The organism is Pseudomonas sp. ICMP22404 (assembly GCF_006227205.1).
Taxonomy (GTDB): Bacteria; Pseudomonadota; Gammaproteobacteria; order Pseudomonadales; family Pseudomonadaceae; genus Aquipseudomonas.
On record NZ_VCNG01000011.1, the window covers coordinates 231,672 to 257,690 of the forward strand.

Below are 26,019 nucleotides of genomic sequence, written 5' to 3' on the forward strand. Positions count from 1 at the left end.
GCGCGCAAAGCTGCGACATAATGCGAAAGATTTGCATTATGTGTAAAGAGCTGCGGCTGTAAATATTTCTTATTTAATGTACGCGGATCGCAGGCTTGGCCAGTTCCTACAGAAAGATGCAATTTCTCTGTAGGAACTGGCCAAGCCTGCGATCTTTAGAGCGTCAGAGAATGGAGGCCTTGCTGCGCTGCGCCTGCTTCAGATAAACACCCAGCTCCCGTGCTGGCAGGGGTTTGCTGTAGTAGTAGCCCTGACCTTCATGGCAGCCCTCGGCGATGATGTAGGCTTCCTGTTCGACTGTCTCGACGCCTTCGGCGATCACCTGCATGCCGAGGCTTTTACCCAGTTGGATGATGGCGCGGACAATGGTCGCGTCGTCTTCGTCGTCGAGCAGGTCCTGGACGAAGCTCTTGTCGATCTTGATCTTGTCCAGCGGCAGGCTCTTGAGGTAACTCAGGGACGAATAGCCGGTCCCGAAGTCGTCGATGGCAATCAGCGCGCCGGAACGGCGCAGGCTCAGCAAGTGCTGGGCAGCGGTGGTGATGTCTTCCATCAGGCCGGTTTCGGTGACTTCGAGTTCCAGGCTGCGAGGCGGCAACCGGTACATCTGCAGGAGGTTGTTCACCACCCGGGGCAGTTCGGCATGGTGCAGTTGCACCGTGGACAGGTTGACCGCCATGCGCATTTCGACGAAACCCTGGTCGTGCCAGTCGCGCAATTGCTTGCAGGCCTGGTCCAGCACCCATTCGCCGATGGCAATGATGGTGCCGTTCTGCTCGGCCAGTGGAATGAACAGATCCGGCGGCACGAAGCCGTGTTCGGGATGGTGCCAGCGAATCAGCGCCTCGGTGCCCACCACCCGCAAGTCGCGATAGCTGATCTGGGGTTGGTAGACCAGGGTGAATTGGTTGCGGACCAAGGCCTCGCGTAAATCTTTCTCCAGCTCCCGACGGCGGCGCATTTCGCTGTCGACGCTGGCGATGTAGAACTGGTAGCGGTTGCGCGAGCGGGACTTGGCCAGGGTCATGGTCTGCTCGGCTTTCTGCAACAGCTTCTCGGTGCTGTCGCCGTCTTCGGGGAACAGCGTGATGCCAATGGTGGCGCGCAGGCGGATTTCCTGGTCGTCGAGGGCGAAGGGCGCCTCCAGGTCGTCGAGGATGCTTTGCGACAGCTCGGCGGCTTCGTAAGGTTGCTCGATGTCGGCCTGCACCAGGGCGAACTGGTCGCCTCCCAGCCGTGCCAGCGCACCCAGGCGTCCGCTGTGGGCCCGCAACCGATCGGCCAGGGCCAGCAACAGCTGGTCGCCGGTCTGGTAACTGAACTGTTCGTTGATGCTCTTGAAGTCATCCAGACCCACGCACAGCACCGCTACCCGGCGTTGCAGGCGGCCGGCATCCACCAGGATCTTGTCCAGTTGCTGCTGGAGCTGCTGGCGGTTGGGCAGGCCGGTGAGGAAGTCGTACTGGGCCATCCGCAGCAGACTGTTTTCCGCTTCGTGGCGCAGGTGTGTATTGCGTTCGATGGAGGCGAGCAATTGGTTGGCCGTGTTGATCCACAGGCCCAGTTCGTTCTGCTCGTGGCCGCGCAGCTGCGGAATCTTGTGGGCACTGGGGCGATCGGGATTGATTTCCGTCAGGTGCTCGATGATCCGCGACAGCGGCTTGGTCAGCAGCCAGTGGTAGACCAGGTACAACACCAGGCCCATGGCCAGGGCCCGCAACATGCCGGAGATGAAAATGATCACGGAACTGATGATGAACCCCTGGCCGTAGGTGGCGGTGTCCAGGGTGATGCTCAGGTCGCCGTAATATTCGCTGTAGGGACCACGGCCGACCAATTGTGTGGTGAAGGTGCGTTCCTTGCCCAGGATCAGGTCGGTCAACCAGCGGCTTTCGGAATGCTGCAAGGGCCGGCTTTTTTCGGCGAGCATGGTTTCGTGAGGGTGACCAATGGAGGCCATGCGCACGGCCTCGTCCTGGAACAGCCCTTCGATCACTTGCATGCCCACTTCCCGGTCGAGGCTGTAGACGGCCTGGGTCGAGGGGTCGCGAAACATATCGAGAATGCGCTGGGCATCGCTGGCGACGGCCCGGTTGGTTTTGTAGGCATCGAACACGATCTGAGCGCAGCTCAAAATCATGCCAACGATCAATGCCGAAAGGAGCACGACCCGGAGCAACTTCACAGACAAGCTGTTCTTGAGTTCCAGCTTCAAAGAGGGATTCCTTGTACCGTGCGGGTAGCGTCAAGTTGCCATGAGTATTGGCAATCCTGTGATGTCAGTCAAAGGGACAATCAAACACAAGGGATTTTGCCTGGAACATGGCCGATATGCGGTTTTTCCAGAGTGATTGCTCTACGGTCATTGTGTCGGTTGCAGAGGCCCGTAACTTGAGGCCTTCAGGGATTTTTTGTTGGGATTCGGACGTGAGGTCATCCGCGCGAAAACGAGGGCGAGCATTTATACCGGGCAAAAAAAACCCGGCAAGGTGCCGGGTTCTTTTGTCGGGCGTCGGATCGAAGCTTAGGCGGTGAACGCCTTGCCTTCGAACTGCTCGGCCACGAATTTCCAGTTGACCAGGTTCCAGAACGCTTCGACGTATTTCGGACGAAGGTTGCGGTAGTCGATGTAGTAGGCGTGTTCCCAGACGTCGCAGGTCAGCAGCGGGGTGTCGCCACTGGTCAGCGGGTTGCCGGCGCCGATGGTGCTGGCCAGGGCCAGGGAGCCGTCAGCCTTTTTCACCAGCCAGCCCCAGCCGGAACCGAAGGTGCCGATGGAAGTCTTGCTGAATTCTTCCTTGAACTTGTCGAACGAACCGAAGGCCTTGTTGATGGCTTCAGCCAGTGCGCCGGTAGGTTGACCGCCGGCGTTGGGCGCCAGGCAGTTCCAGTAGAAAGTGTGGTTCCAGACCTGAGCGGCGTTGTTGAAGATGCCGCCCGAGGAAGTCTTGACGATTTCTTCCAGGGTCTTGCCTTCGAACTCGGTGCCAGGCACCAGGTTGTTCAGGTTCACGACGTAGGTGTTGTGGTGCTTGTCGTGGTGAAATTCCAGAGTCTCTTTGGAGATGTGCGGCTGCAGTGCATCGTGTGCGTAGGGCAGCGGCGGCAATTCGAAAGCCATGGTGATTCTCCTAATCAGGTCAGTTGCGGTGAGCGCAAGGCCGATCACGGGCGGCCGGACTAGCGCCGGGGAGTTTGTACTCTTTGCGGCGCAGGGTCGGATCATAGCACCGGGGGTGCGGCATAACCACGCAACAACTGTGTGGGATAGAGGTTCCAGAGCGGTTTCGAATAATCAGCCCATGACGATCAGCTGCACCGCCACGGTGAACATCATCACCGCCACCAGCAGGTCGAGGATCCGCCAGGTGCTCGGGCGAGCCAGCCAGGGGGCCAGCCATGCGGCGCCGATGGCCAGGGTGAAGAACCACAACAGCGAGGCGCTGGCGGCGCCCACGACATAGGCGCCGGGCACACTCTGCTGGGCACCGAGGGAGCCGATCAGCAGCACGGTGTCGAGGTAGACGTGGGGATTGAGCAGGGTCACGGCCAGCGCACTGAGCAACACCGCCCGCAGTGAGCGCACGGCCTGGCGTTCGCCTTGCTGCAGGCTTTGCGTCGAGCAGGCCCGACGCAAGGCGACGCTGGCGTACCAGAACAGGAACGCCGCGCCCCCCCAGCGGGCAATCGCCAGCAACAACGGGCTCTGGGCCAGCAGTGTAGCCAGCCCGAATACGCCGGCCATGACCAGCAGCGCGTCGCAGGTGACGCACAGCGCAGCCACGGGCAAATGATGTTCGCGACGCAGGCTCTGGGCCAGCACAAACGCGTTCTGGGCGCCGATGGCCATGATCAGCCCGAGGGCCACCAACAGCCCGTTCACATAGCTTTGCCACATAAACATTACTCTCCGTTCGCGGCCAATTGCTGGAGTACCGTCATGGCCTGTCCGGCGTCGTCGTGTCCAACGAACAGATGGTCGTGGTAGTAACCGGCGATCACGTTGCAACTGATGCCGGCATTGCCCAGCGCCGTGGCGAAGGCTGCGGTCAGGCCTACGGCCTGCAGGGCCGAGTGCACATTGAGGGTGATCCACGCGGCGACGTAATCGAAGCTCAGCCCGGCTTTCTGTGCCTGGGATTTTTCCAGGATCACCGTCAGTCCCTCTCGCTCGAGAAAGCTGCCAATGATCATGATGTCCGCCGGTACCCGGCCGTCGGGCAGGCTACAGAACACGTATTCGCCCTGATTGAGCTGCGGGCTCATGCTGCGCAGCAGGGTTTTCAATGATGTTTCGCCAGACATGGCTCGCTCCTTCCAGTGAATGCTGGTCATTTTCCGGTCGAAAGCTGTATAAGAAAAACCAATATTGCTGATTGCTCATTAGGAATACTGATGTTCGATTACAAGTTGCTGGCGGCCTTGGCTGCCGTGGTGGAGCAGGCCGGTTTCGAGCGTGCGGCCCAGGTGCTGGGTTTGTCGCAATCGGCTGTTTCCCAGCGGATCAAGCTGTTGGAGGCGCGAGTCGGCCAGCCCGTGTTGGTACGCGCCACGCCGCCGGCGCCTACCGAGATCGGTCGCCGTTTGCTCAACCATGTGCAGCAGGTGCGCTTGCTGGAGCGCGATCTGCAAAGCCTGGTGCCGGCACTGGATGAAGATGGGCTGCCCGAACGTCTGCGCATCGCGTTGAATGCCGACAGCCTGGCGACCTGGTGGGCGGCGGCCGTGGGCGATTTCTGCGCCGAACATCACCTGTTGATGGATCTGGTGGTCGAGGATCAGACCGTCGGTCTCAAACGTATGCGCGCCGGCGAAGTGGCGGCGTGTCTCTGCGCCAGCGAGCGCCCGGTGGCCGGGGCCCGCAGCGTATTGCTGGGCGCCATGCGCTATCGTGCGCTGGCGAGCCCTGCCTTCATTGCCCGGCACTTCCCCAATGGCGTGCGCGCCGATCAATTGGCTCGCACGCCGGCCCTGGTGTTCGGTCCGGATGACTTCCTGCAGCACCGCTACCTCGCTTCCCTCGGCGTCGACGGCGGCTTCGAGCACCATTTGTGTCCGTCTTCCGAAGGTTTCATCCGCCTCGCCGAAGCCGGGCTTGGCTGGGGCCTGGTGCCGGAACTGCAGATGCGTGAACAGCTGGCGCGTGGGGTGTTGGTGGAGTTGCTGGCAGATAAACCGATCGATGTGCCGTTGTACTGGCATCATTGGCGTAATGGTGGGCAGTTGCTCGGGTTGTTGACCGATCAATTGATTCACTGCTCGAAGCGCTGGCTGGTGCCTTGGGGACCGCAATGAGCGTCAAGCCGCAAGCGGCGTACAGATTAATTGGCCGTGGCGGCTCGATGCCCGCCACTGCACGGGTTGGGAGCATTCATGAAAATTCTGGTTACCGGCGCAAGCGGCTTCATCGGCGGGCGCTTTGCGCGTTTTGCCCTTGAGCAGGGCCTGGATGTACGGGTCAACGGACGCCGGGCCGAGAGCGTGGAGCACCTGGTGCGTCGCGGTGCGCAATTCGTCCCGGGGGATCTGAGTGATCCGCTGTTGGCCCGTGATCTGTGCCTGGACGTCGACGCCGTGGTGCACTGCGCCGGTTCCGTGGGGTTGTGGGGCCGCTATCAGGATTTTCATCAGGGTAACGTCCAGCTCACGGAAAACGTTGTCGAGGCCTGCCTCAAGCAAAAGGTCCGGCGCCTGGTGCACTTGTCGTCACCCTCGATCTATTTCGACGGTCGTGACCACTTAGGGCTGACCGAAGAGCAGGTGCCCAAGCGCTTCGGGCATCCCTATGCCGCCACCAAGTACCTGGCCGAGCAGAAAGTCTTCGGCGCCCAGGAGTTCGGTCTTGAAGTGCTGGCGCTGCGACCGCGTTTCGTGACCGGTGCTGGCGACATGAGCATCTTCCCGCGCCTGTTGAACATGCAGCGCAAGGGGCGGTTGGCGATTGTCGGCAATGGTTTGAACAAGGTCGACTTCACCAGCGTGCACAACCTCAACGAGGCGCTGCTCAGCAGTCTGCTGGCCACCGGTTCAGCCTTGGGCAAGGCCTACAACATCAGCAATGGGGCGCCGATTCCGCTGTGGGACGTGGTCAACTATGTGATGCGGCAGATGGACGTCCCGCAGGTCAGGCGTTACCGTTCCTACGGGCTGGCCTACAGCATGGCCGCGTTGAACGAAGGGGCCTGCAAGGTGTGGCCGGGCCGGCCCGAACCGACGCTGTCGCGCCTGGGGATGCAGGTCATGAACAAAAATTTCACCCTCGACATCAGCCGGGCCCGGCATTATCTCGATTACGATCCGAAGGTCAGCCTGTGGACCGCTCTCGATGAGTTCTGCACCTGGTGGAAAGCCCGCTGATCGGTCCGTCATGAACCGAGTGCCGGGTTCGGGGTCAATCGGTGCGGCGGGCGAGGGGGTTATACTCGGCGCATCAAGCCATTACTGGTTTTTCAAAGGTTGAATCCATGCCCACGCGTAATGATGAACACGACGACTTCGACGATGTACCGAGCCTGCGGATGCGTGCCGACATCCCCGATGACGATGACTTCCTGCCCAACCGTCAGCCTCATGTGCAAGCGCGTCCGACGCCCGTGGCGGCAGCCAGGGTCAAGGGGGCCAGCACTGGGCCGCTGTGGGCGCTGGTTGGCGCGTTGCTGTGTGCATTCGGTTTCCTGGCCTGGTGGAGCTTCCAGCAGATTTCCCTGATGGAGCAGCAGTTGGTGGCGACCCAGGAAAGTTTCGCGCGGATCAGTGAGGACGCGGCGGGACGCTTGCAGGACATTTCCGGCAAGGTGGTGGCCGGTCAGTCCAATGTCATGAGCGACAGTGAAGCCTTGAAGCTGCAGGTCAAGCAGTTGGACAACAAGCTGCAAGACCAGGCCCGGCTCTTCGAAAGCAAGTTGCAAGAGCAGTACAAACAACAGCAAGCCACGTTCGGTCCATCCGCCGACCTGGACAAGGAGCTGGCCCAGCTTATTGCCCAGGCCACTGAACAGCAGAACGCCACGACTCAGCTGCAAGCTTCCAATAAGGAGCTCCAAGCCCAGCTCAAGACGCTGGCGGCTGAAGTGACCACGCTGAAGAACCAGGGTGAAGGCGGCGTGCTCGATGCCCAGCTCAAGAGCATCGGTGCCGACATCACCGCCCTGAAAAGGAATAACCAGAACCCCGCCATCGAACGCTTGGAGCAGGAGATGATGGTGCTCAAGAGCCAGCAGGATAACCGCTCGGGCGGCGGCACGGCCGAGTTCGATGCCTTCCGCGGCCAGGTCACCCGCAACATCAATACGCTGCAAGCGCAGATCCAGAACCTGCAACAGCAACTCAGCGCTCGGGGGCAGTGACGGGTTTTTTTGGTGCTTGCTGTTCGGCGCTGTTCCCTGCGGGATAAGCAGCATTTGTATACGCCGCAATCCCTGTGGGAGCGAGCCTGCTCGCGATGGCGTCAGTCCAGCCAATATTCCATGACTGACCCACCGCTATCGCGAGCAAGCCTGCTCCCACAGCGTTTCGGGGATGTTTGTGAAAGGTGGGCTCGGCGCACAAAAAAGGCCCGCAGCGCTGCGTAATGCCAGTCAGTTAAGCCACAAACCTGTGGGAGCAAAGCTTGCTCGCGATTGCGGTAGGTCAGTCAGCAACAATGTTGACGGGTCCATCGCTATCGCGAGCAAGCTTTACTCCCACAGGCGTTGCGCCGTTTGATCCTTAACTGACTGGCATTACGCAGCGCTGCGGGCCTTTTTTGTGTTGCCAGGGCTGATCAGCCCGCCACCAACACCCGGATCGCTTCCAGGCGCAGCGCAGCTTTTTCCAGCATCGCCAGGCCTTGTTCGCGCTGTTGGCGCAGGGCCATCAGTTCGCTGTCGCGCACGGTCGGGTTGACGGCTTGCAGCGCGGTCAGGCGGGCCAGTTCCTCGTCAGTATCGGCCGCCAGGCGGCGCTGGGCTTCGGCCACGCGCTCGGCGTGCCGTGGGGCGATCTTCTCTTCACCGGCATTGATGCGCGGGGTGAGCTGGTCACGCTGGGCCTGGATGAACTTGTTGGCACTGGCGCGCGGTACGCTCTCGAGCTGGTCGTTCAAGGTCTCGAACGAAACCCGGGCCGCCAGATCGTTACCGTTGGTGTCCAGCAGGCAGCGCAGGGCGGCCGGTGGCAGGTAACGGCCGAGTTGCAGCGCACGCGGGGCAACCACTTCACTGACGTAAAGCAGTTCCAGCAGCACGGTGCCGGGCTTGAGGGCCTTGTTCTTGATCAGCGCCACGGCCGTGTTGCCCATGGAGCCGGACAGCACCAGGTCCATGCCGCCTTGCACCATCGGGTGTTCCCAGGTGATGAACTGCATGTCCTCGCGGGACAGCGCCTGGTTGCGGTCATAGGTGATGGTCACGCCTTCGTCGTCGCCCAGAGGGAAGCTGGCATCGAGCATTTTTTCGCTTGGCTTGAGAATCAGCGCGTTGTCCGAATGGTCCTCGCTGTCGATGCCGAAGGCGTCGAACAGGGTTTCCATGTAGATCGGCAGGGCGAACTGATCGTCTTGCTCAAGAATGGCTTCCACCAGTGCGTCGCCTTCACCGGCGCCGCCAGAGTTGAGCTCCAGCAAACGGTCGCGACCGGTGTGCAGCTCGGTCTCCAGGCGCTCGCGTTCGGTGCGGGCCTCGTCGATCAGCGCTTGCCATTGGCCATCGTCGGCTTCCTCCAGCAAGGGCAGCAGGCGTGGGCCGAACTGATGCTGCAAGGCGTTGCCGGTCGGGCAGGTGTTGAGGAAGGCGTTCAACGCCTCGTGGTACCACTGGTACAGCCGCTCCTGTGGACTGGTTTCCAGGTATGGCACGTGCAACTCGATGGTGTGCTTTTGCCCGATTCGGTCCAGACGGCCGATCCGCTGTTCCAGCAGGTCCGGGTGAGAGGGCAGGTCGAACAGCACCAGGTGATGAGCGAACTGGAAGTTGCGCCCCTCGCTGCCGATTTCCGAGCAGATCAGCACTTGTGCGCCAAACTCTTCGTCGGCGAAATACGCAGCGGCACGGTCTCGCTCGAGGATGTTCATGCCTTCGTGGAACACGGTGGCCGGGATGCCGGAGCGCACGCGCAAGGCATCTTCCAGGTCCATGGCGGTTTCGGCATGAGCACAGATCACCAGTACCTTGGTGCGCTTGAGCATTTTCAGTTGGTCGATCAGCCATTCGACACGTGGGTCGAATTTCCACCAGCGTTCTTCTTCGCTGGCGTCCGGCTGGGCCTGGAAGCTGACTTCCGGATACAGCTCGGCATGATCGCCCAGGGGCAGCTCGAGGTATTCGTCCGGGCACGGCAGTGGATAGGCGTGCAGTTTGCGTTCCGGGAAGCCCTGTACGGCGGCACGGGTATTGCGAAACAGCACGCGGCCAGTGCCGTGGCGGTCCAGCAGCTCGCGAACCAGACGGGCGCTGGCTTCGCTGTCGCCATCGTTGACGGCGGTCAGCAGCGCTTCGCCTTCATTGCCCAGGAAACCGTGGATAGTCTTGTGGGCTTCGGGCGAGAGGCGGCCCTTGTCCAGCAGCTCCTGCACGGCCTCGGCCACCGGGCGGTAGTTTTCGCTCTCGGCGCGGAAGGCCTTGAGATCGTGGAAGCGGTTCGGGTCCAGCAGGCGCAGGCGGGCGAAGTGACTGTCCTGGCCCAACTGTTCCGGGGTTGCGGTCAGCAGCAGTACGCCCGGGATCGTCTCGGCAAGCTGTTCGACCAGCGCGTACTGCGGGCTGACCTGATCTTCGTGCCACACCAGGTGATGGGCTTCGTCGACCACCATCAGGTCCCAGCCGGCGGCGAACAGCGCGTCCTGGGCCTTCTCGTCGTCCACCAGCCATTCCAGCGCCACCAGCGCCAGTTGCGTGTCTTCGAACGGGTTGCTCGCATCGCTTTCGATGAAGCGTTCTTCATCGAACAGGGCGACTTGCAGGTTGAAGCGCCGGCGCATTTCCACCAGCCACTGGTGCTGAAGGTTTTCCGGGACCAGGATCAATATGCGGCTGGCGCGTCCGGACAACAGCTGGCGGTGGATGACCAGGCCGGCTTCGATGGTCTTGCCCAATCCCACTTCGTCCGCCAGCAGTACCCGCGGTGCAATGCGGTCGGCCACTTCCCGGGCAATGTGCAACTGGTGGGCGATGGGCTGGGCCCGAACACCACCCAGGCCCCAGAGCGGGGACTGCAACTGGCGGCTGGTGTGTTCCAGAGTGTGGTAACGCAGGGAGAACCAGGCTAGCGGGTCGATCTGGCCGGCGAACAGACGGTCGCTGGCCAGGCGGAACTGGATGAAGTTCGACAGCTGGGTTTCCGGCAGGGTGACGACTTCGTTCTGCCCGTTGAGGCCGTGATAGACCAGCAGCCCGTCGACATCATCGACTTCGCGCACGGTCATTTTCCAACCTTCGAAGTGAGTGATCACGTCGCCCGGTGAAAACCGTACACGTGTAAGAGGCGCATTCCGTAGCGCGTACTGGCGGGTGTCGCCAGTGGCCGGGTAGAGCACGGTCAACAAGCGGCCGTCCTGTGCCAGAACGGTGCCTAAACCCAGCTCGGCTTCGCTGTCACTGATCCAGCGTTGCCCCGGTTGATACTGCTGCGCCATGCTGCCTGACTCCCGCCTTGAAAAAGCCGATTATCTTAACGGAATGATCCCGTAGACCAAAGGAATTACGCACGTAACGGGCTGTTATGAGCGCCATTCCTTCGACCGGCGCGATGGAACTTCAGCGGGTTTGGCGATCAAACAGGCTTGTGCCTGCCTTGCATTAATGCCAACCGGGTCACAAGTTTCGGACCAGTGGTTCAAGCAGCCTGCGCCGCGGCCGATAACCTGATGACAGGAGATTTCTATGTTGCTACCCACGCTCCCTTTGAGCGCCGTACCTATCACCGCACAACAGGATCCAGTCCGCCAGCGACCGGACATCCCGCCCGTGGCCCCGGTACAGCAAACCTCCAGCGAAAGCACCATCGACCTGCAAAAGCGCGATCCGGAAGAGGCTGCGCTGTTGCTGCGCGAGGAACAGCGTCGCCAGCAAGAGCGCGACAGGCGTCGTCGCGAAGCCGATGAAGACCCCGAGGAACACCTGGCCATACCGGGGACCGAACTCAACGCCGACAACACCGTGCCGGTGAAACCCCTGATTGACGATGAGGCGCGCCAGGGCCTGTGGGTCGATATCCAGATCTGATTTCCGATGTTTGCCCACGCACGCAGGCTGGTCAACGCAGCCAACAGCCCCCATCATGAGCACATTCGCACTTCACTGCATGATGCCGACACGCCATGAGCCAAGACGACAAACTGATTGACCTGAGCGCTGAGCGCGCCAAGCGCGTTCATGATCTCAACGAAAAACGCCTCAATGAAGTCCGCCAGGCATTCGAGCAGGCCATGCCCCTGGGCAAGGCCAAGAAAAAGCCGAAGAACAAACCGAAGAAGCGTTGACGCCCCCTCGATCCCTTCAGCGGATCAGTTATTTCCCTCCTTTTCGCTCGGTCGCGAGCGTTATTGACCCCGGTCAATGTTCATCCCGGTTCGATTGGTTAATGTGGCTCCAACACAACAGGAGCAGGACCAAGGAGGCCAATCATGTTTTTCGATAATGTGGTGTTTGCCGGAATGTTAACGGTCGGCTTCATGTTCGTATTCTTCGCTGTTTTTGGATTATTCATCTGGAAAGACGCCCATAAGCGCAAAAAACCGTAGGTCTTTCCAGTTGTAACGAGCACGCAAGGCATTTTGGGCGACTTCGGTCGCCCTTTTTTTTGTGCCAGATTCTTGCCCATACACCGAAGCCCTGTTCGAGCCGGTGGGAGCAAAGCTTGCTCGCGATGAATTGAAACACGGTCTGTAAATCGAGGTGCCTTCGTCGCGAGCAAGCTTTGCTCCCACAGGCTTTGCTCCCACAGGGCCAGTGTTCCGGGCATAAAAAAAGGTGCGATCCGCAAGGATTGCACCTTTTTTGTGAGCTGCTGGAATCAGCTGCCCAGGGCCTTGGAAGCCAACCAGAACAACCCGGCCGAGAGCGCCACCGTCGCCGGCAGGGTCAGCACCCAGGCCAGCAGGATGTTGCGTACCGTGCCGCCTTGCAGGCCGCTCTTGTTGGCGATCATGGTGCCGGCCACGCCGGAAGACAGCACGTGGGTGGTGGATACCGGCAGGCTGAAGACGTTGGCCAGGCCGATCATGCACGCGGTGGTGATCTGCGCCGACATGCCCTGGGCGTAGGTCATGCCCTGCTTGCCGATTTTCTCGCCGATGGTCAGCACCACACGCTTCCAGCCAACCATGGTGCCCAGGCCCAGCGCCAGGGCGACGGCCAGGATCACCCAGAACGGGGCGTATTCGGTGGTGGCGGTCAGGTCCTTGCGCAGCTTGTTCAGGTCGTCTTTTTCACGGGCTGCCAGGTTTGGCAGCTTGCCGACCTTCTTGGCCGTGTCGTCCAGGCAGAGCAGGTAGCGACGAATCTCGATGCGGCTTTCCGACGGCAGCGAATGGTAGTCGGCCACGCCTTTGAGGGTGTCGAGCAGCGCATTGATGGTGGGTTCGGTCTGCTGCGGGTTGCAACGGAATTTCTCCGGCAGATCGCCCGGCACGCTTTTGCCCAGCGCCAGGTATTCACCCAGGGATTCGCTGTTGCGCTGGTAGAACTGGCTCAGGTGCAGGGTCGCGTCACGGGTGCGCTCGATCTGGTAGGTGGTACTGCTCAGGTCGAGTACGAACTGCGCGGGCACGATACCGATCAGTACCAGCATGATGAGGCCGATGCCTTTCTGGCCGTCGTTGGAGCCGTGGACGAAGCTGACGGCCATGGCCGAAATCACCAGCACCAGGCGATTCCAGAACGGAGGGTGCTTCTTGTCGTCGATCTTGCGGCGCTGTTCCGGTGTCTTGTGCATCTTCGACAGCGGACGCCACCATTTCAGGCCGATCAGCACCAGGGCTGCAACCAGGAAGCCGGCCATGGGGGAGAACACCAGGGAGGCGCCGATATCGATCGCCTTCTGCCAGTTCACCCCGTCGCCCAACGGGATATCGTTGATCAGCGCGTTGGCCAGGCCCACGCCGAGGATCGAACCGATCAACGTATGGGAACTGGACGCCGGGATACCGAAGTACCAAGTACCCAGGTTCCAGGTGATGGCCGCAGCGAGCAGCGAAAATACCATCGCCAGCCCGTGTCCTGTGTTCACGTTGATCAGCAGCTCCACGGGCAACAGGTGGACGATGGCATACGCCACGCCAACGCCGCCCAGCAGCACGCCGAGGAAGTTGAACACCCCGGAAAAGAACACCGCCAGGTGCGGCGGCATCGCCTTGGTGTAGATAACAGTGGCAACCGCGTTAGCGGTGTCATGAAAGCCGTTGATGAACTCGAAGGCGAGGACAAAAGCCAGGGCGAGCAAGAGGCTCACAAGCACCCAAGCATCCAGTCCGCTGAATAAATCGATCATGAAGGTTTTCTGACCCGGTCATAAGGGGGCGCGATTATGCCAGAAAACCTCATTGATCGATGCATTGCCTGCTCATCGGTAACATTCTTCAACGAAATAATTTGTAGGAAACCCTCCGGGAGCAGGTTTTCCAAGGGCTGCGCAACCCATTGATTCCGGGGGTTAAAAGCCAGGCGAGCAAGAGACGCCAAGGCTGGGCAGGGGGCCAGGAATTTGTATGAAATATCTGAAAAGAAGGTCAGTCACGGCTTCATCCAGCCCATGGCGGAAGGAGAGGGCGGCCCGCTCATGACGGGCGTCCAGCCGCGGTGTCCGGTCTGGGTGGCGACCGGATACCGTTTTCAAGGAAAGCGTGTCATCGCTCTTCGGGCCTGAGTTCCTTTTCCATTTTCTGAAGTTCCTGGGAAAAGGCCTGGTCCTGAACAGTGGCGCGTTTACGCCAGGGTTTGCGTTCCGGTTCAGGTTGTGCGGCGTAGGTGGTGACTTCCCCACCGTAAACTTCCTTGTAACGTTGTTCCTGGCGCTCAAGTTCCGCGCGCAGTTCGTCTTTCGTCACAGTATTACCTAGCAAAGTGAAATTGAATCTGGTGATACGCACTGCATGTATCCACGCAGACGGCCACGGCACCAGAGCTGACAGCTGACGTAGCATCAGGGCTTCGTGTTGTTGCCGATACAGGGGAAGCGGCCATGGGGCTTCAGGCACCTGAGGACGGAGCAGGCCAATGGGCCTTACCGTCGCTGAGTTGCATTATAGCGGTCCACCCGAAGAACACTATCGGGAAATATTTAAAGGGCGGATTGTTGTGTGTACCCATATTTGCGTGTGCAACTTATGGCAATTACGTTTCAAGCAATACCACCCGTGCCGATACCCTCGCGCCGTTCAAGGCGACAAGTTCAATATTGCAACCTCGTTGTTCAAAGTCAAATGTGCCTGACGCCGCTCTTCAAACTAATTGTCGGATTCGTTGAGCGCTCGGACGATTCCGAAGGCGTCTCGTTGATTGCGATTATCGGTCGAGGGTTCGATAATCGAACGGTGTTGATGGCCAGCCCTTGTTGTTCCGCTGGCCGCCGTTTGTAATAACCCTCACTGCCGGGGAAGTACCAGACATGAACGACCAACTGCGCAACGCCTTCTCTTCAGTCGCGCCACCGATTGTCGCCTCGCCGGCCAAACGGATCCAGGCCCTGACCGGCGACCCGGACTTCATGACGTCCCTGGCCCGCGGACTGGCCGTGGTCCAGGCGTTCCAGGAGCGCAAGCGGCACCTGACCATTGCGCAGATCAGCCATCGCACCGAAATCCCCCGTGCTGCGGTCAGACGCTGCCTGCACACGTTGATCAAGCTCGGCTACGCCACCACCGACGGGCGCACCTATTCGCTGTTGCCCAAGGTGTTGACCCTCGGCCACGCCTACCTGTCGTCGACGCCGCTGGCGGTTTCTGCCCAGCCGTACCTGGATCGCATGAGCGAACAGCTGCACGAGGCCTGTAACATGGCGACGCTCGAAGGTGACGACATTCTCTATATCGCCCGGTCAGCCACCACCCAGCGGCTGATTTCCGTGGACCTGTCCGTCGGTGGACGCCTGCCGGCCTATTGCACCTCCATGGGCAGGATTCTCCTGGCGGCCCTGGATGATGCTTCGCTGCGTGACTACCTCGACCACGCCGATCTGCAGGCCAAGACCAGCCGGACATTGCACACCCCCGAGGCGCTGCTCGAATGCCTGCAGCAGGTGCGACTGCAGGGCTGGTGCATCGTCGATCAGGAATTGGAGCAGGGGCTGCGGGCCATTGCCGTTCCGGTCTATGACGCTTCCGGCCAGGTCGTGGCGGCGCTGAATGTCAGTACCCATGCCGGACGTGTCAGCCGCAGTGAACTGGAGCAGCGGTTCCTGCCCAGTCTGTTGGGGGCCAGCCGGGACCTGAGCGCGCAACTGTTCGCTTAAGCTGTTCGATAAACGCACAGAGACGTCTCGGGTGAATTGACGGTGTTTATCTGGCCTCATTAATGTCGCGGCAGCGTCATCCGGCGCGATCGGGCCCACCCATGTAGGGCCCGGCACAATAATAATGAGACAGACGATGAACCAGCCCCAGACCTCCGTAGGCCATTGCCTCGACGTGCAGTCCTTCATCAACGGACAACCCATTTCGCGCTATCAGTGGCGGGTGGTGATCCTTTGTTTCCTGATTGTCTTCCTCGATGGCCTCGACACCGCGGCCATGGGCTTCATCGCCCCGGCCCTGTCCCAGGATTGGGGTATCGATCGCGCCAGCCTCGGCCCGGTCATGAGCGCGGCGCTGATCGGCATGGTCTTCGGCGCGCTGGGCTCCGGTCCGCTGGCTGACCGCTTCGGGCGAAAGGTCGTCCTGGTGGGTGCGGTCGTGCTGTTCGGTGCGTTCAGCCTGGCGTCGGCCTATAGCGCCAATGTCGAGCAATTGCTGGTGCTGCGCTTCCTGACGGGCCTGGGGTTGGGCGCAGGGATGCCGAATGCCACCACCTTGCTGTCGGAATACACCCCGGAGCGCAAGAAATCCCTGCTGGTGACCAGCATGTTCTGCGGATTCAACCTGGGGATGGCCGGCGGCGGCTTTATCTCGGCCAAACTGATCCCGACGTTCGGCTGGCACAGCTTGCTGTTGATCGGCGGGATCCTGCCATTGATCCTGGCGGTGGTGCTGCTGTTCTGGCTACCGGAGTCGGCGCGCTACCTGCTCGTGCGCAATCGTGGCACCGACAAGGTACGCAAGGCCCTGGCACCGATCGACCCAGCCACCATTGCCCAGGCGGCCAGCTTCAGTGTCCCCGAGCAGAAAACCGTGAAGGCCCGAAACGTCCTCGCGGTGATTTTCTCCGGTACCTACAGCGCCGGTACATTGTTGCTGTGGCTGACCTATTTCATGGGGCTGGTGATCGTTTACCTGTTGACCAGTTGGCTGCCGACGCTGATGCGCGACAGCGGCGCAAGCATGGAACAGGCCGCTTTCATCGGCGCGCTGTTCCAGTTGGGTGGCGTCCTGAGTGCAGTGGGCGTGGGCTGGGCGATGGATCGGTTCAATCCCCACAAGGTCATCGGCTTTTTCTACCTGATGGCCGGAATATTTGCCTACGCAGTAGGGCAGAGCCTGGGCCATATCACGTTGCTCGCGACGTTGGTGCTGGTGGCCGGCATGTGCGTCAACGGCGCGCAATCGGCGATGCCTTCCCTGGCGGCGCGTTTCTACCCGACCCAGGGCCGGGCCACGGGGGTGTCGTGGATGCTCGGCATCGGTCGTTTCGGCGCGATCCTCGGGGCCTGGATGGGGGCGACTTTGCTGGGCCTGGGCTGGAACTTCGAGCAGGTGCTGACCGCCCTGGTCATTCCTGCCGCGTTGGCGACTGCGGCCGTGGTGATCAAAGGCGTGGTCAGTCATGCGGATGCGACCTGACTCGCTGGCCTGAGCGCCTTACCCCTGTGGGAGCGAGCCTGCTCGCGATAGCCATCTATCAGTAGCGATTCTATTGCCTGATACACCGCCATCGCGAGCAGGCTCGCTCCCACCCGGAATTCATTGACCAAGTAAATCGATAGCCAAGCAACAATCCGTTCGATAAACGAACACTCAGTCGATTATCGGATTGTTTGGCTTTTTCCCGCAGCTTAATCTTCAGTCACTCCGGCGCTGAACCTCGCGCCTTTTTCTTCATATCGGTCCACTGGAAAACGGGAGCCTGCCCATGGCTGAAATCCTTTCGCTGCACGACGCGGTGAAGCAATTCGTCAACGACGGCGATACCGTCGCCCTCGAAGGCTTCACCCACTTGATCCCGACGGCGGCGGGTCATGAAATCATTCGCCAGGGCAAGAAAGACCTGACCCTGGTGCGAATGACCCCGGACCTGATCTATGACCAGCTGATCGGCGCAGGCTGTGCTCGCAAATTGATTTTCTCCTGGGGTGGCAACCCGGGCGTGGGCTCGCTGCACCGCCTGCGCGATGCCGTGGAAAAACAGTGGCCGCAGCCCCTGGAGATCGAGGAGCACAGCCACGCCGACCTGGCCAACGCCTACGTCGCCGGCGCTTCCGGCTTGCCATTCGCCGTGCTGCGGGCCTACGCCGGTTCCGACCTGCCGAAGGTCAACCCGCTGATCAAAAGCGTGACCTGCCCCTTTACCGGTGAAGTCCTGGCCGCAGTGCCTTCGGTGCGCCCCGACGTCACCGTGATCCACGCCCAGAAAGCCGACCGCAAGGGCAACGTGTTGTTGTGGGGCATCCTCGGTGTGCAGAAAGAGGCCGCCCTGGCCGCCAAGCGCTGCATCGTCACCGTGGAAGAGATCGTCGACGACCTGAACGCGCCGATGAATGCCTGCGTCCTGCCGACCTGGGCCCTGAGCGCGGTCTGCCATGTGCCCGGTGGTGCTCATCCGTCCTACGCTCATGGCTACACCGAGCGTGACAATCGTTTCTACCAGGCGTGGGACGCCATCGCCCGGGACCGTGGGGCCTTTACCGCGTGGATCGACGAATACATCCATGGCACTCGGGATTTCAGTGAATTGCAGGCCAAACTGGCAGCCGCTTCGGAGGCGAAACAATGACGTACTCCACCAACGAAATGATGACCGTTGCCGCGGCCCGTCGGTTGAAGAACAACGCCGTGTGCTTCGTCGGCATCGGCCTGCCATCGAAAGCGGCCAACCTGGCGCGGTTGACCTCGTCGCCGGACGTCGTGCTGATCTACGAGTCCGGCCCGATCGGTGCCAAGCCCAGCGTGTTGCCACTGTCCATTGGCGACGGTGAGTTGGCTGAGACGGCGGATACCGTCGTACCGACCGGTGAGATTTTTCGCTACTGGCTGCAGGGTGGGCGTATCGACGTCGGTTTCCTCGGCGCGGCCCAGGTCGACCGTTTCGGCAACATCAACACCACGGTGGTGGGCAATTACCATCAGCCAAAAGTCCGTCTGCCGGGCGCCGGCGGTGCACCGGAAATCGCCGGTTCCGCCAAGAGCGTGCTGATCATCCTCAAGCAGTCGGCGCGCTCCTTCGTCGATAAGCTGGACTTCATCACCTCGGTCGGTCACGGCGAAGGCGGCGATTCGCGCAAGCGCCTGGGCCTGCCAGGTGCGGGGCCGGTGGGTATCATCACCGACCTGTGCATCATGGAGCCGGAAGCCGGTACCCATGAATTCTTGGTCACTTCACTGCACCCCGGCGTGACCCGCGAGCAAGTCATTGCGGCCACCGGGTGGGCGATCCGTTTCGCCGACCAGGTGCACACCACCGCCGAACCGACTGACGTGGAACTGCGCGCACTGCGCGACCTGGAAGCTCGCACGGCTGCGGCCCACGGCCAGGCACCGGGAGAAGCCTGATGCGCGACGTCTATATCTGTGATGCGATTCGAACCCCCATCGGCCGCTTTGGCGGCGCACTGTCTGCCGTGCGTGCCGATGACCTGGCGGCCGTGCCGATCAAGGCACTGATGGAGCGCAACCCGTCGGTGGACTGGAGCGCGGTGGACGAGGTGTTCCTCGGTTGCGCCAACCAGGCCGGCGAAGACAACCGCAACGTGGCGCGCATGGCGCTGTTGCTGGCAGGGTTGCCGGAGAGCATTCCCGGCGTGACCCTCAACCGTCTCTGCGCTTCGGGCATGGACGCCATCGGCACGGCGTTCCGCGCCATTGCCAGTGGCGAAATGGAACTGGCCATTGCCGGCGGCGTGGAATCGATGTCCCGCGCGCCGTTCGTGATGGGCAAGGCTGATGCGGCGTTTTCCCGCAACATGAAACTGGAAGATACCACCATTGGCTGGCGCTTCATCAACCCATTGATGAAAGCCCAGTACGGCGTGGACGCAATGCCGCAGACCGCCGATAACGTGGCGGACGATTACGCGGTGTCCCGCGCCGATCAGGATGCGTTTGCCCTGCGCAGCCAGCAACGCACGGCGGCGGCCCAGGCCGCAGGATTTTTCGCCGAAGAAATCGTACCGGTGCGCATTGCCCACAAGAAAGGCGAAACCGTGGTCGAGCAGGACGAGCATCCCCGTGCCGACACCACACTGGAGGCCTTGAACAAACTCAAGCCGGTCAACGGGCCGGACAAGACCGTCACCGCCGGCAACGCCTCGGGTGTGAACGACGGTGCGGCGGCACTGATCCTGGCCTCGGCCGCAGCGGTGAAAAAACACGGCCTGACCCCCCGCGGCAAAGTGCTGGGCATGGCCAGTGCCGGCGTGGCGCCACGGGTGATGGGTATCGGCCCGGTGCCGGCGGTGCGCAAGTTGATCGAGCGCCTGGGCCTGGCGGTCGCCGATTTCGATGTGATCGAACTCAATGAAGCGTTTGCCAGCCAGGGCCTGGCGGTGCTGCGCGAACTGGGGGTGGCCGATGATGCGCCGCAGGTCAATCCGAACGGCGGCGCCATCGCGCTCGGGCATCCATTGGGGATGAGCGGGGCACGACTGGTGTTGACGGCGCTGCATCATCTGGAAAAAACCGGCGGCAAGAAAGGCTTGGCGACCATGTGTGTCGGCGTCGGCCAGGGCCTGGCATTGGCGATCGAACGCGTCTGACGCGTCGTACTACTCATAAGAAAACCGAGGAATGCTTCATGACTGACAAGCCTGGTTACCGTCGCCCCCAAGCGGGCACCCAGCCGGAGTACCTGCACCCGCCGTATCAGTCCACCAACCTGCGCTCGCCGTCCAAGCCGTTGGTGCACCTGCCTCATTCACTGTCGGAAATCACCGGCCCGATCATCGGCGCCGAGCGTGTCCAGGAGAAGGACAATGACCTGACCGCCCAGCATGCCGGCGAGCCACTGGGGGAACGGATCATCATTCACGGACGTGTGCTGGATGAGAACGGCCATCCCGTGCCGGGCATTCTGGTGGAGATCTGGCAGGCCAACGCCGCCGGTCGCTATCACCACGACCGCGACAAACACGATGCGCCGCTGGACCCGAATTTCACTGGCACCGGTCGCGCCATCACCGATGCCGACGGCTGGTACCAGTTCCAGACCATCAAGCCCGGCGCCTACCCCTGGGGCAACCACCACAATGCCTGGCGCCCGGCGCATATCCATTTCTCGTTGTTCGGACCGAGCATCCTGACGCGCCTGGTGACGCAGATGTATTTCCCCGGCGACCCGCTGCTGGCCTACGATCCGATCTACAACTGCGTGCCGGACACCCGTGCCAAGGAACGCCTGATCGCCAGCTTCGACCTGGAAAAAACCATCCCTCACTACGCCCTCGGTTATCGCTGGGACATCGTCTTGCGCGGCCGCGATGCCACGCCGATGGAGAAATAAGATGACGCTTACCGCCACCACGTCCCATACCGTTGGCCCTTACTACCACATCGGCCTGACCTGGCTGAACCGCGAAGACATGACCGTCGCCGAAACCCTCGGCCAGCGTGTGGCGATCACCGGGCAGGTGATCGACGGCAACGGCGAGTTCGTCAACGATGCGATGCTGGAGGTCTGGCAGGCCAACGCCGCCGGCAAATACGCCCACCCCGATGACGATCAGGACAAACCTCTGGACCCGAATTTCGAAGGGTTCGGCCGGGTGCCGGTGGACGCCGAGGGGCGCTTCCGGTTCACCACCATCAAGCCGGGCACCGTGCCGGGCCTGGGCGGCACAACCCAGGCACCGCACCTGGTAGTACTGGTCTTTGCCCGTGGCTTGGTCAAGCACCTGCTGACGCGTATCTACTTCGACGGCGAGCAGGCCAACGAAGCCGACCCGCTGCTGGCCTGCGTCCCCGAAGAACGCCGCGCCACCATTGTGAGCAAACCCGATGCGTCGGGCGTGTACCAGTGGAATGTGATTCTGCAGGGGACGGATGCCGAGACGGTGTTCTTCGATTATTGAGTGAGTGCTCAAGATTGCATCGCGAGCAAGCTTTGCTCCCACAGTGTCGCCTCCTTGCCGGGCGAGCACGCCTCTGTGGGAGCAAGGCTTGCCCGCGATGGCGCCAGCACAGGTACCGCGAATTGAGGAACGGGACTGTTACGAAGTGTGTCTAGACTTTGTCGATTCCCCAAGAGTGAATAACCCATGACCACCTTAACCAGCCACTACACCGGCGAAGAACGCAGCAAGCGCATCTTCGCCATCGTCGGCGCCTCCTCCGGCAACCTGGTCGAATGGTTCGACTTCTACGTCTATGCGTTCTGCGCGATCTATTTCGCGCCGGCCTTCTTCCCTTCCGACAACCCCACGGTGCAACTGGTCAATACCGCCGGTGTCTTCGCCGCCGGGTTCCTGATGCGGCCGATCGGCGGTTGGATTTTCGGCCGGGTGGCGGACCGTCACGGGCGCAAGAACTCGATGATGATTTCGGTGCTGATGATGTGCTTCGGCTCGTTGCTCATCGCCTGCCTGCCCACCTACAAGGACATTGGCGTCTGGGCGCCGCTGTTGCTGTTGTTCGCCCGCTTGCTGCAAGGTTTGTCGGTGGGGGGCGAATACGGCACCACCGCCACCTACATGAGCGAAGTCGCCCTCAAGGGCCAGCGTGGCTTTTTCGCTTCATTCCAGTACGTGACGTTGATCGGCGGGCAACTGCTGGCCGTATCGTTGGTGGTGATCCTGCAACAGTTCCTCAACGAAGACGAACTGCGTGCCTATGGCTGGCGGATCCCCTTCGTGGTCGGCGCCGTGGCGGCGTTGATTTCCCTGTTCCTGCGCCGCTCCCTGAAGGAAACCAGCAGCAAGGAAATGCGTGAGAACAAGGACGCCGGCAGCATCGCCGCGCTGTTTCGCGACCACAAGGCCGCGTTCATCACCGTGCTGGGCTACACCGCCGGCGGTTCGCTGATTTTCTACACCTTCACCACCTACATGCAGAAATACCTGGTGAACACCGCTGGCCTGCATGCCAAGACCGCCAGTTACATCATGACCGGCGCACTGTTTCTCTACATGTGCATGCAACCGCTGTTCGGCATGCTGGCGGACAAGATCGGTCGCCGCAATTCCATGCTCTGGTTCGGCGCATTGGGGGCTGTGTGTACGGTGCCGATCCTGCTGACCCTCAAAAGCATCAGCAGCCCGTTCCTGGCGTTCGTCCTGATTACCCTGGCACTGGCAATCGTCAGCTTCTACACCTCCATCAGCGGCCTGGTAAAAGCTGAAATGTTTCCACCCGAAGTGCGGGCGCTGGGGGTAGGGTTGGCCTACGCGGTGGCGAATGCGATTTTTGGCGGCTCGGCGGAGTACGTTGCCTTGAGTCTGAAAGCCCAGGGCATGGAAAACGCCTTTTACTGGTACGTCACGATCATGATGGTGGTGGCGTTTCTGTTCAGCCTGCGCCTGCCGAAGCAGCCGACGTATTTGCACCACGATCTTTGAACCACTCCTTTGATCCCACCGCGACCGGCCGTGAGGCCGGCGCACCCAAGGACTGTTTATGAGCGAACGACCGGGCAATCAGCTGTTCGATGCCTACTTCACTGCCCGCGACATGCGCGAGGTGTTCTGCGATGCGGGTCGGGTGCAGGCCATGCTCGACGTCGAGGCGGCACTGGCCAGGGCCGAGGCGCGGGTAGGGCTGATCCCCCAGGACGCGGTGGCTCCCATCGAGGCTGCCTGTCACGCCCAGTTGTACGACTTTTCGGCTTTGGGCGAAGCGATTGCCAGTGCCGGCAATTCGGCGATCCCGCTGGTCAAGGCCTTGGGCAAACGCATTGCCAGCGAGCACGCCGAGGCCGAGCGGTACGTGCACCTGGGTGCCACCAGCCAGGACGTGATGGACAGCGGCCTGGTCTTGCAACTGCGCCAGGCACTGGAACTGATCGAAGGCGAGCTGGCGCAACTGGCCGCCATCCTGGCCCGACAAGCCGAGCGCTACGCCGCCACGCCGTTGGCCGGGCGCACCTGGCTGCAGCATGCGACACCGGTGACCCTGGGCATGAAAATCGCCGGATGGCTGGGCGCGATCAGCCGCAGCCGCCAACGTCTGTCGGAGCTCAAGCCGCGCTTGCTGGTGCTGCAATTCGGCGGTGCTTCCGGAACGCTCGCCGCATTGGGTGAACAGGCGCTGCCGGTCGCCGAAGCCCTGGCCGCCGAGCTGCGACTGGGTCTGCCGGAACAGCCCTGGCACACCCAGCGCGACCGGTTGGTGGAGTTCGGCTCGGTGCTGGGCCTGATCGCCGGCAGCCTGGGCAAGCTCGGCCGCGACGTCAGCCTGTTGATGCAGACCGAGGCCGGCGAAGCGTTCGAGCCGTCGGCACCGGGCAAGGGCGGTTCGTCGACCATGCCCCACAAGCGCAACCCGGTGGGCGCGGCGGTACTGATCGGCGCGGCGACACGGGTGCCTGGCTTGTTGTCGACGTTGTTCAGTGCGATGCCCCAGGAGCATGAGCGCAGCCTGGGCCTCTGGCATGCCGAATGGGAAACCCTGCCGGAGATCTGCTGCCTGGTGTCCGGCGCCCTGCAACAGGCGCGGCTGCTGGCCGAAGGGCTGGAGGTGGATGCGGCGCGCATGGCCCGCAACCTCGAACTGACCCAGGGCCTGGTGCTGGCCGAAGCGGTGAGCATCGTCCTGGCCCAGCGTGTCGGACGGGACACCGCGCACCATTTGCTGGAGCAGTGCTGCAAGCGTGCCGTGGCCGAACAACGTCACCTGCGCGACGTGCTGGGAGACGAATCCCAGGTTTGCGCGCACCTGTCCGCTGCCGAACTCGATCATTTGCTCAACCCCGCCCATTACCTCGGCCAGGCCCAGACCTGGGTCGCCCGGGCAGTGGCCGAACACCTGGCTTTGAAGGCCTGAAAGGAGATTGTTGTGGGATTCGTCAAACTCGCCGACGGCGAACTGAACTATTGCTTTGACGGCCGGCCAGACGCGCCGGTGCTGGTGTTGTCCAACTCCCTGGGCACCGACCTGCACATGTGGGACGAGCAGATCGCGGCGTTCAGCGAGCACTTTCGCGTGCTGCGTTTCGACACCCGTGGTCACGGCCAGTCGCTGGTCACCGAAGGCCCCTACAGCATCGAGCAATTGGGCCGCGATGTGCTGGCGATGCTCGACGCGCTGGACATCGATAAGGTGCACTTCTGCGGGCTGTCCATGGGTGGTCTGATCGGCCAATGGCTGGGCATCAATGCCGGCGAGCGACTGCACAAGTTGGTGGTGTGCAACACTGCGGCCAAGATCGGTGATCCTTCGATGTGGAACCCGCGCATCGAAACCGTGCTGCGTGACGGCAAGGCGGCCATGGTGGCGCTGCGCGATGCCTCGATTGCCCGCTGGTTCACCCCTGAATTCGCCCAGGCCAACCCGGACACGGCGAGGAAAATCACCGACATGCTCGCCGCCACCTCGCCCCAGGGGTATGCCGCCAACTGCGCCGCGGTGCGCGATGCCGATTTTCGCGATCAATTGTCCTCTATCCGTGTGCCGCTGTTGGTGGTGGCCGGTATCGAAGATGCAGTGACGCCGCCGTCGGGCGGGCATTTTATCCAGGAGCGGGTCAGCGGGGCGCAGTATGCCGAGTTCCATGCCGCGCACCTGTCCAACGTCCAGGCCGGCGCTGCGTTCAGCGAGCGGGTGCTGGATTTCCTGCTTGATTCCAGTCGCGCCTGAGGAGTTTTTTGTGGACGAGAAACAACGCTACGACGAAGGCATGCAAGTCCGCCGCGCGGTGCTGGGCGATGCCCATGTGGATCGCAGCCTCAATGCCCTGACCGAATTCAACAGCGAATTCCAGGAGATGATCACCCGTCACGCCTGGGGCGACATCTGGACCCGTCCGGGCCTGCCGCGCCACACCCGCAGCCTGATCACCATCGCCATGCTGATCGGCATGAACCGCAACGAAGAGCTCAAGCTGCACCTGCGCGCCGCGGCCAACAATGGCGTGAGCCGTGGCGAGATCAAGGAAGTGATCATGCAGAGCGCCATCTACTGCGGCATTCCTGCCGCCAACGCCACGTTCCACCTGGCCGAGTCGGTTTGGGACGAGTTGGGTGTCGAGTCCCGAGAGTAGGCTCATCGTAATCCCGGTGGGGCAGTCGATGAAGATGTTGAATGTGCCACCGCCATCGCGAGCAGGCTCGCTCCCACAGTGGTTCAGTGCAGTATGCAGATTCTGCGTACACCGCAAATCCCCTGTGGGAGCGAGCCTGCTCGCGATAGCGGTGGGTCAGCTTGCATAGAGGTTGGATGTACCGCCGCCATCGCGAGCAAGCTCGGCTCCCACAGTGGTTTGGCGTCGCGTTCAGATTCTGCGTACACCGCACATCCTCTGTGGGAGCGAGCCTGCTCGCGATGGCGGTGGGTCAGCCGCCACCTGAACGACAGACCCACCCCAGCCGCCTTACAACAAACTCATCGGATAGCTGACAATCAACCGGTTCTCATCGAACTCGTTGGTGCTGAAGTCCCGCCGCAGCGTCGAGTTGCGCCATTTCACATTGAGGTTCTTCAACGCACCGCTCTGCACGGTGTACGCCAGTTCGCTTTCACGACCCCATTCCTTGCCGTCGTCCACCGTGGCGGTGTGCACGTTGTCGCCGCTGATGTAGCGGTTCATCAGGGTC

At 61.6% G+C, this 26,019-nt stretch carries 25 protein-coding genes; 17 read left to right on the forward strand and 8 right to left on the reverse strand.

The features are described 5' to 3' along the window. Positions 1 to 163: 163 nt before the first annotated feature. From FGE05_RS20025 to FGE05_RS20040, 4 genes are all read right to left on the reverse strand, one after another. Positions 164 to 2,215, reverse strand: coding sequence for a bifunctional diguanylate cyclase/phosphodiesterase (locus FGE05_RS20025; RefSeq protein WP_139647638.1), 2,052 nt, complete (start codon positions 2,213 to 2,215; stop codon positions 164 to 166). Positions 2,216 to 2,524: 309 nt separating this feature from the next. Continuing rightward, positions 2,525 to 3,121, reverse strand: a complete 597-nt coding sequence (locus tag FGE05_RS20030) for a superoxide dismutase (protein WP_024781210.1) — start codon at positions 3,119 to 3,121, stop codon at positions 2,525 to 2,527. A gap of 174 nt (positions 3,122 to 3,295) precedes the next feature. Continuing rightward, complete coding sequence (locus FGE05_RS20035) at positions 3,296 to 3,898, reverse strand: LysE/ArgO family amino acid transporter (RefSeq protein WP_139647686.1); 603 nt, start codon at positions 3,896 to 3,898, stop codon at positions 3,296 to 3,298. Between the two features lie 5 nt (positions 3,899 to 3,903). Beyond that, the gene (locus tag FGE05_RS20040) at positions 3,904 to 4,305 is read right to left on the reverse strand and encodes an ACT domain-containing protein (protein WP_139647640.1); all 402 of its coding nucleotides are present in this window, start codon (positions 4,303 to 4,305) and stop codon (positions 3,904 to 3,906) included. Positions 4,306 to 4,389: 84 nt separating this feature from the next. Here FGE05_RS20040 and FGE05_RS20045 point away from each other — a divergent pair, with 84 nt between their 5' ends. From FGE05_RS20045 to FGE05_RS20055, 3 genes are all read left to right on the forward strand, one after another. Further along, positions 4,390 to 5,295, forward strand: coding sequence for a LysR family transcriptional regulator ArgP (locus FGE05_RS20045; RefSeq protein ID WP_175386826.1), 906 nt, complete (start codon positions 4,390 to 4,392; stop codon positions 5,293 to 5,295). Positions 5,296 to 5,373: 78 nt separating this feature from the next. Further along, a complete protein-coding gene (locus tag FGE05_RS20050) occupies positions 5,374 to 6,357 on the forward strand; it encodes an NAD(P)-dependent oxidoreductase (protein ID WP_139647644.1) in 984 nt (327 codons plus the stop codon). Positions 6,358 to 6,464: 107 nt separating this feature from the next. Further along, positions 6,465 to 7,346: an ATPase gene (locus FGE05_RS20055; protein ID WP_139647646.1), complete on the forward strand. Its 882-nt coding sequence runs from the start codon at positions 6,465 to 6,467 to the stop codon at positions 7,344 to 7,346. Positions 7,347 to 7,762: 416 nt separating this feature from the next. Here the strand turns inward: FGE05_RS20055 and rapA are convergent, their stop codons facing one another. Beyond that, positions 7,763 to 10,609 carry an RNA polymerase-associated protein RapA gene (gene rapA / locus FGE05_RS20060; RefSeq protein ID WP_139647648.1) on the reverse strand — a complete coding sequence of 949 codons (2,847 nt, stop codon included), beginning with the start codon at positions 10,607 to 10,609 and terminating at the stop codon, positions 7,763 to 7,765. Positions 10,610 to 10,856: 247 nt separating this feature from the next. Between rapA and FGE05_RS20065 the strand changes: the two genes are divergently transcribed. The 3 genes from FGE05_RS20065 (at position 10,857) to ccoM (ending at position 11,716) form a co-directional block, all read left to right on the forward strand. Beyond that, positions 10,857 to 11,198, forward strand: coding sequence for an aspartate-semialdehyde dehydrogenase (locus FGE05_RS20065; RefSeq protein ID WP_139647650.1), 342 nt, complete (start codon positions 10,857 to 10,859; stop codon positions 11,196 to 11,198). Positions 11,199 to 11,293: 95 nt separating this feature from the next. Then, positions 11,294 to 11,455, forward strand: coding sequence for a hypothetical protein (locus tag FGE05_RS29895; protein ID WP_175363744.1), 162 nt, complete (start codon positions 11,294 to 11,296; stop codon positions 11,453 to 11,455). 144 nt (positions 11,456 to 11,599) lie between these two features. Then, entirely contained in the window at positions 11,600 to 11,716 is a 117-nt protein-coding gene (gene ccoM, locus FGE05_RS30230) for a cytochrome c oxidase subunit CcoM (RefSeq protein ID WP_047701837.1), read from the forward strand. 272 nt (positions 11,717 to 11,988) lie between these two features. Here the strand turns inward: ccoM and FGE05_RS20070 are convergent, their stop codons facing one another. Together FGE05_RS20070 and FGE05_RS20075 are read right to left on the reverse strand one after the other, a co-directional pair. Then, positions 11,989 to 13,464 carry an inorganic phosphate transporter gene (locus FGE05_RS20070; protein ID WP_139647652.1) on the reverse strand — a complete coding sequence of 492 codons (1,476 nt, stop codon included), beginning with the start codon at positions 13,462 to 13,464 and terminating at the stop codon, positions 11,989 to 11,991. A 355-nt stretch (positions 13,465 to 13,819) separates the two neighbouring features. Next, positions 13,820 to 14,020 carry a hypothetical protein gene (locus FGE05_RS20075; protein WP_080686273.1) on the reverse strand — a complete coding sequence of 67 codons (201 nt, stop codon included), beginning with the start codon at positions 14,018 to 14,020 and terminating at the stop codon, positions 13,820 to 13,822. Positions 14,021 to 14,580: 560 nt separating this feature from the next. On the opposite strand from FGE05_RS20075, the gene pcaR reads away from it, so the two are divergent. The 11 genes from pcaR to pcaC all read left to right on the forward strand — a co-directional run bounded on the left by pcaR (position 14,581) and on the right by pcaC (position 25,466). Then, complete coding sequence (pcaR, locus tag FGE05_RS20080) at positions 14,581 to 15,423, forward strand: pca regulon transcriptional regulator PcaR (RefSeq protein WP_024780244.1); 843 nt, start codon at positions 14,581 to 14,583, stop codon at positions 15,421 to 15,423. A gap of 136 nt (positions 15,424 to 15,559) precedes the next feature. After that, positions 15,560 to 16,906, forward strand: coding sequence for an MFS transporter (locus FGE05_RS20085; protein WP_139647655.1), 1,347 nt, complete (start codon positions 15,560 to 15,562; stop codon positions 16,904 to 16,906). A gap of 289 nt (positions 16,907 to 17,195) precedes the next feature. Then, positions 17,196 to 18,056: a CoA transferase subunit A gene (locus FGE05_RS20090; RefSeq protein WP_139647657.1), complete on the forward strand. Its 861-nt coding sequence runs from the start codon at positions 17,196 to 17,198 to the stop codon at positions 18,054 to 18,056. Further along, on the forward strand, positions 18,053 to 18,832 hold the full coding sequence (locus FGE05_RS20095) for a CoA-transferase subunit beta (protein WP_139647659.1): 780 nt from the start codon (positions 18,053 to 18,055) through the stop codon (positions 18,830 to 18,832). Before FGE05_RS20090 ends, FGE05_RS20095 begins: the two co-directional genes overlap by 4 nt. After that, positions 18,829 to 20,034, forward strand: coding sequence for a 3-oxoadipyl-CoA thiolase (gene pcaF / locus FGE05_RS20100; protein WP_175363769.1), 1,206 nt, complete (start codon positions 18,829 to 18,831; stop codon positions 20,032 to 20,034). The genes FGE05_RS20095 and pcaF overlap by 4 nt, the downstream gene beginning before the upstream one ends. Positions 20,035 to 20,072: 38 nt before the next feature. Further along, positions 20,073 to 20,777, forward strand: a complete 705-nt coding sequence (pcaH, locus tag FGE05_RS20105) for a protocatechuate 3,4-dioxygenase subunit beta (RefSeq protein WP_139647662.1) — start codon at positions 20,073 to 20,075, stop codon at positions 20,775 to 20,777. A 1-nt stretch (position 20,778) separates the two neighbouring features. Continuing rightward, positions 20,779 to 21,345 (forward strand): protocatechuate 3,4-dioxygenase subunit alpha, encoded by a 567-nt coding sequence (pcaG, locus tag FGE05_RS20110; RefSeq protein WP_047701828.1) that lies wholly within the window; start codon positions 20,779 to 20,781, stop codon positions 21,343 to 21,345. Positions 21,346 to 21,531: 186 nt separating this feature from the next. Further along, positions 21,532 to 22,827: an MFS family transporter gene (locus tag FGE05_RS20115; protein WP_139647664.1), complete on the forward strand. Its 1,296-nt coding sequence runs from the start codon at positions 21,532 to 21,534 to the stop codon at positions 22,825 to 22,827. 58 nt (positions 22,828 to 22,885) lie between these two features. Continuing rightward, positions 22,886 to 24,250, forward strand: coding sequence for a 3-carboxy-cis,cis-muconate cycloisomerase (locus tag FGE05_RS20120; RefSeq protein ID WP_139647666.1), 1,365 nt, complete (start codon positions 22,886 to 22,888; stop codon positions 24,248 to 24,250). A 12-nt stretch (positions 24,251 to 24,262) separates the two neighbouring features. After that, on the forward strand, positions 24,263 to 25,063 hold the full coding sequence (gene pcaD, locus FGE05_RS20125; protein ID WP_139647668.1) for a 3-oxoadipate enol-lactonase: 801 nt from the start codon (positions 24,263 to 24,265) through the stop codon (positions 25,061 to 25,063). Positions 25,064 to 25,073: 10 nt separating this feature from the next. After that, positions 25,074 to 25,466, forward strand: coding sequence for a 4-carboxymuconolactone decarboxylase (gene pcaC / locus FGE05_RS20130; protein ID WP_041021408.1), 393 nt, complete (start codon positions 25,074 to 25,076; stop codon positions 25,464 to 25,466). 330 nt (positions 25,467 to 25,796) lie between these two features. Here pcaC and FGE05_RS20140 read toward each other — a convergent pair. Beyond that, positions 25,797 to 26,019 (reverse strand): OprD family outer membrane porin (locus FGE05_RS20140; protein WP_139647673.1); only part of this gene is annotated, 223 nt, incomplete at its 5' end.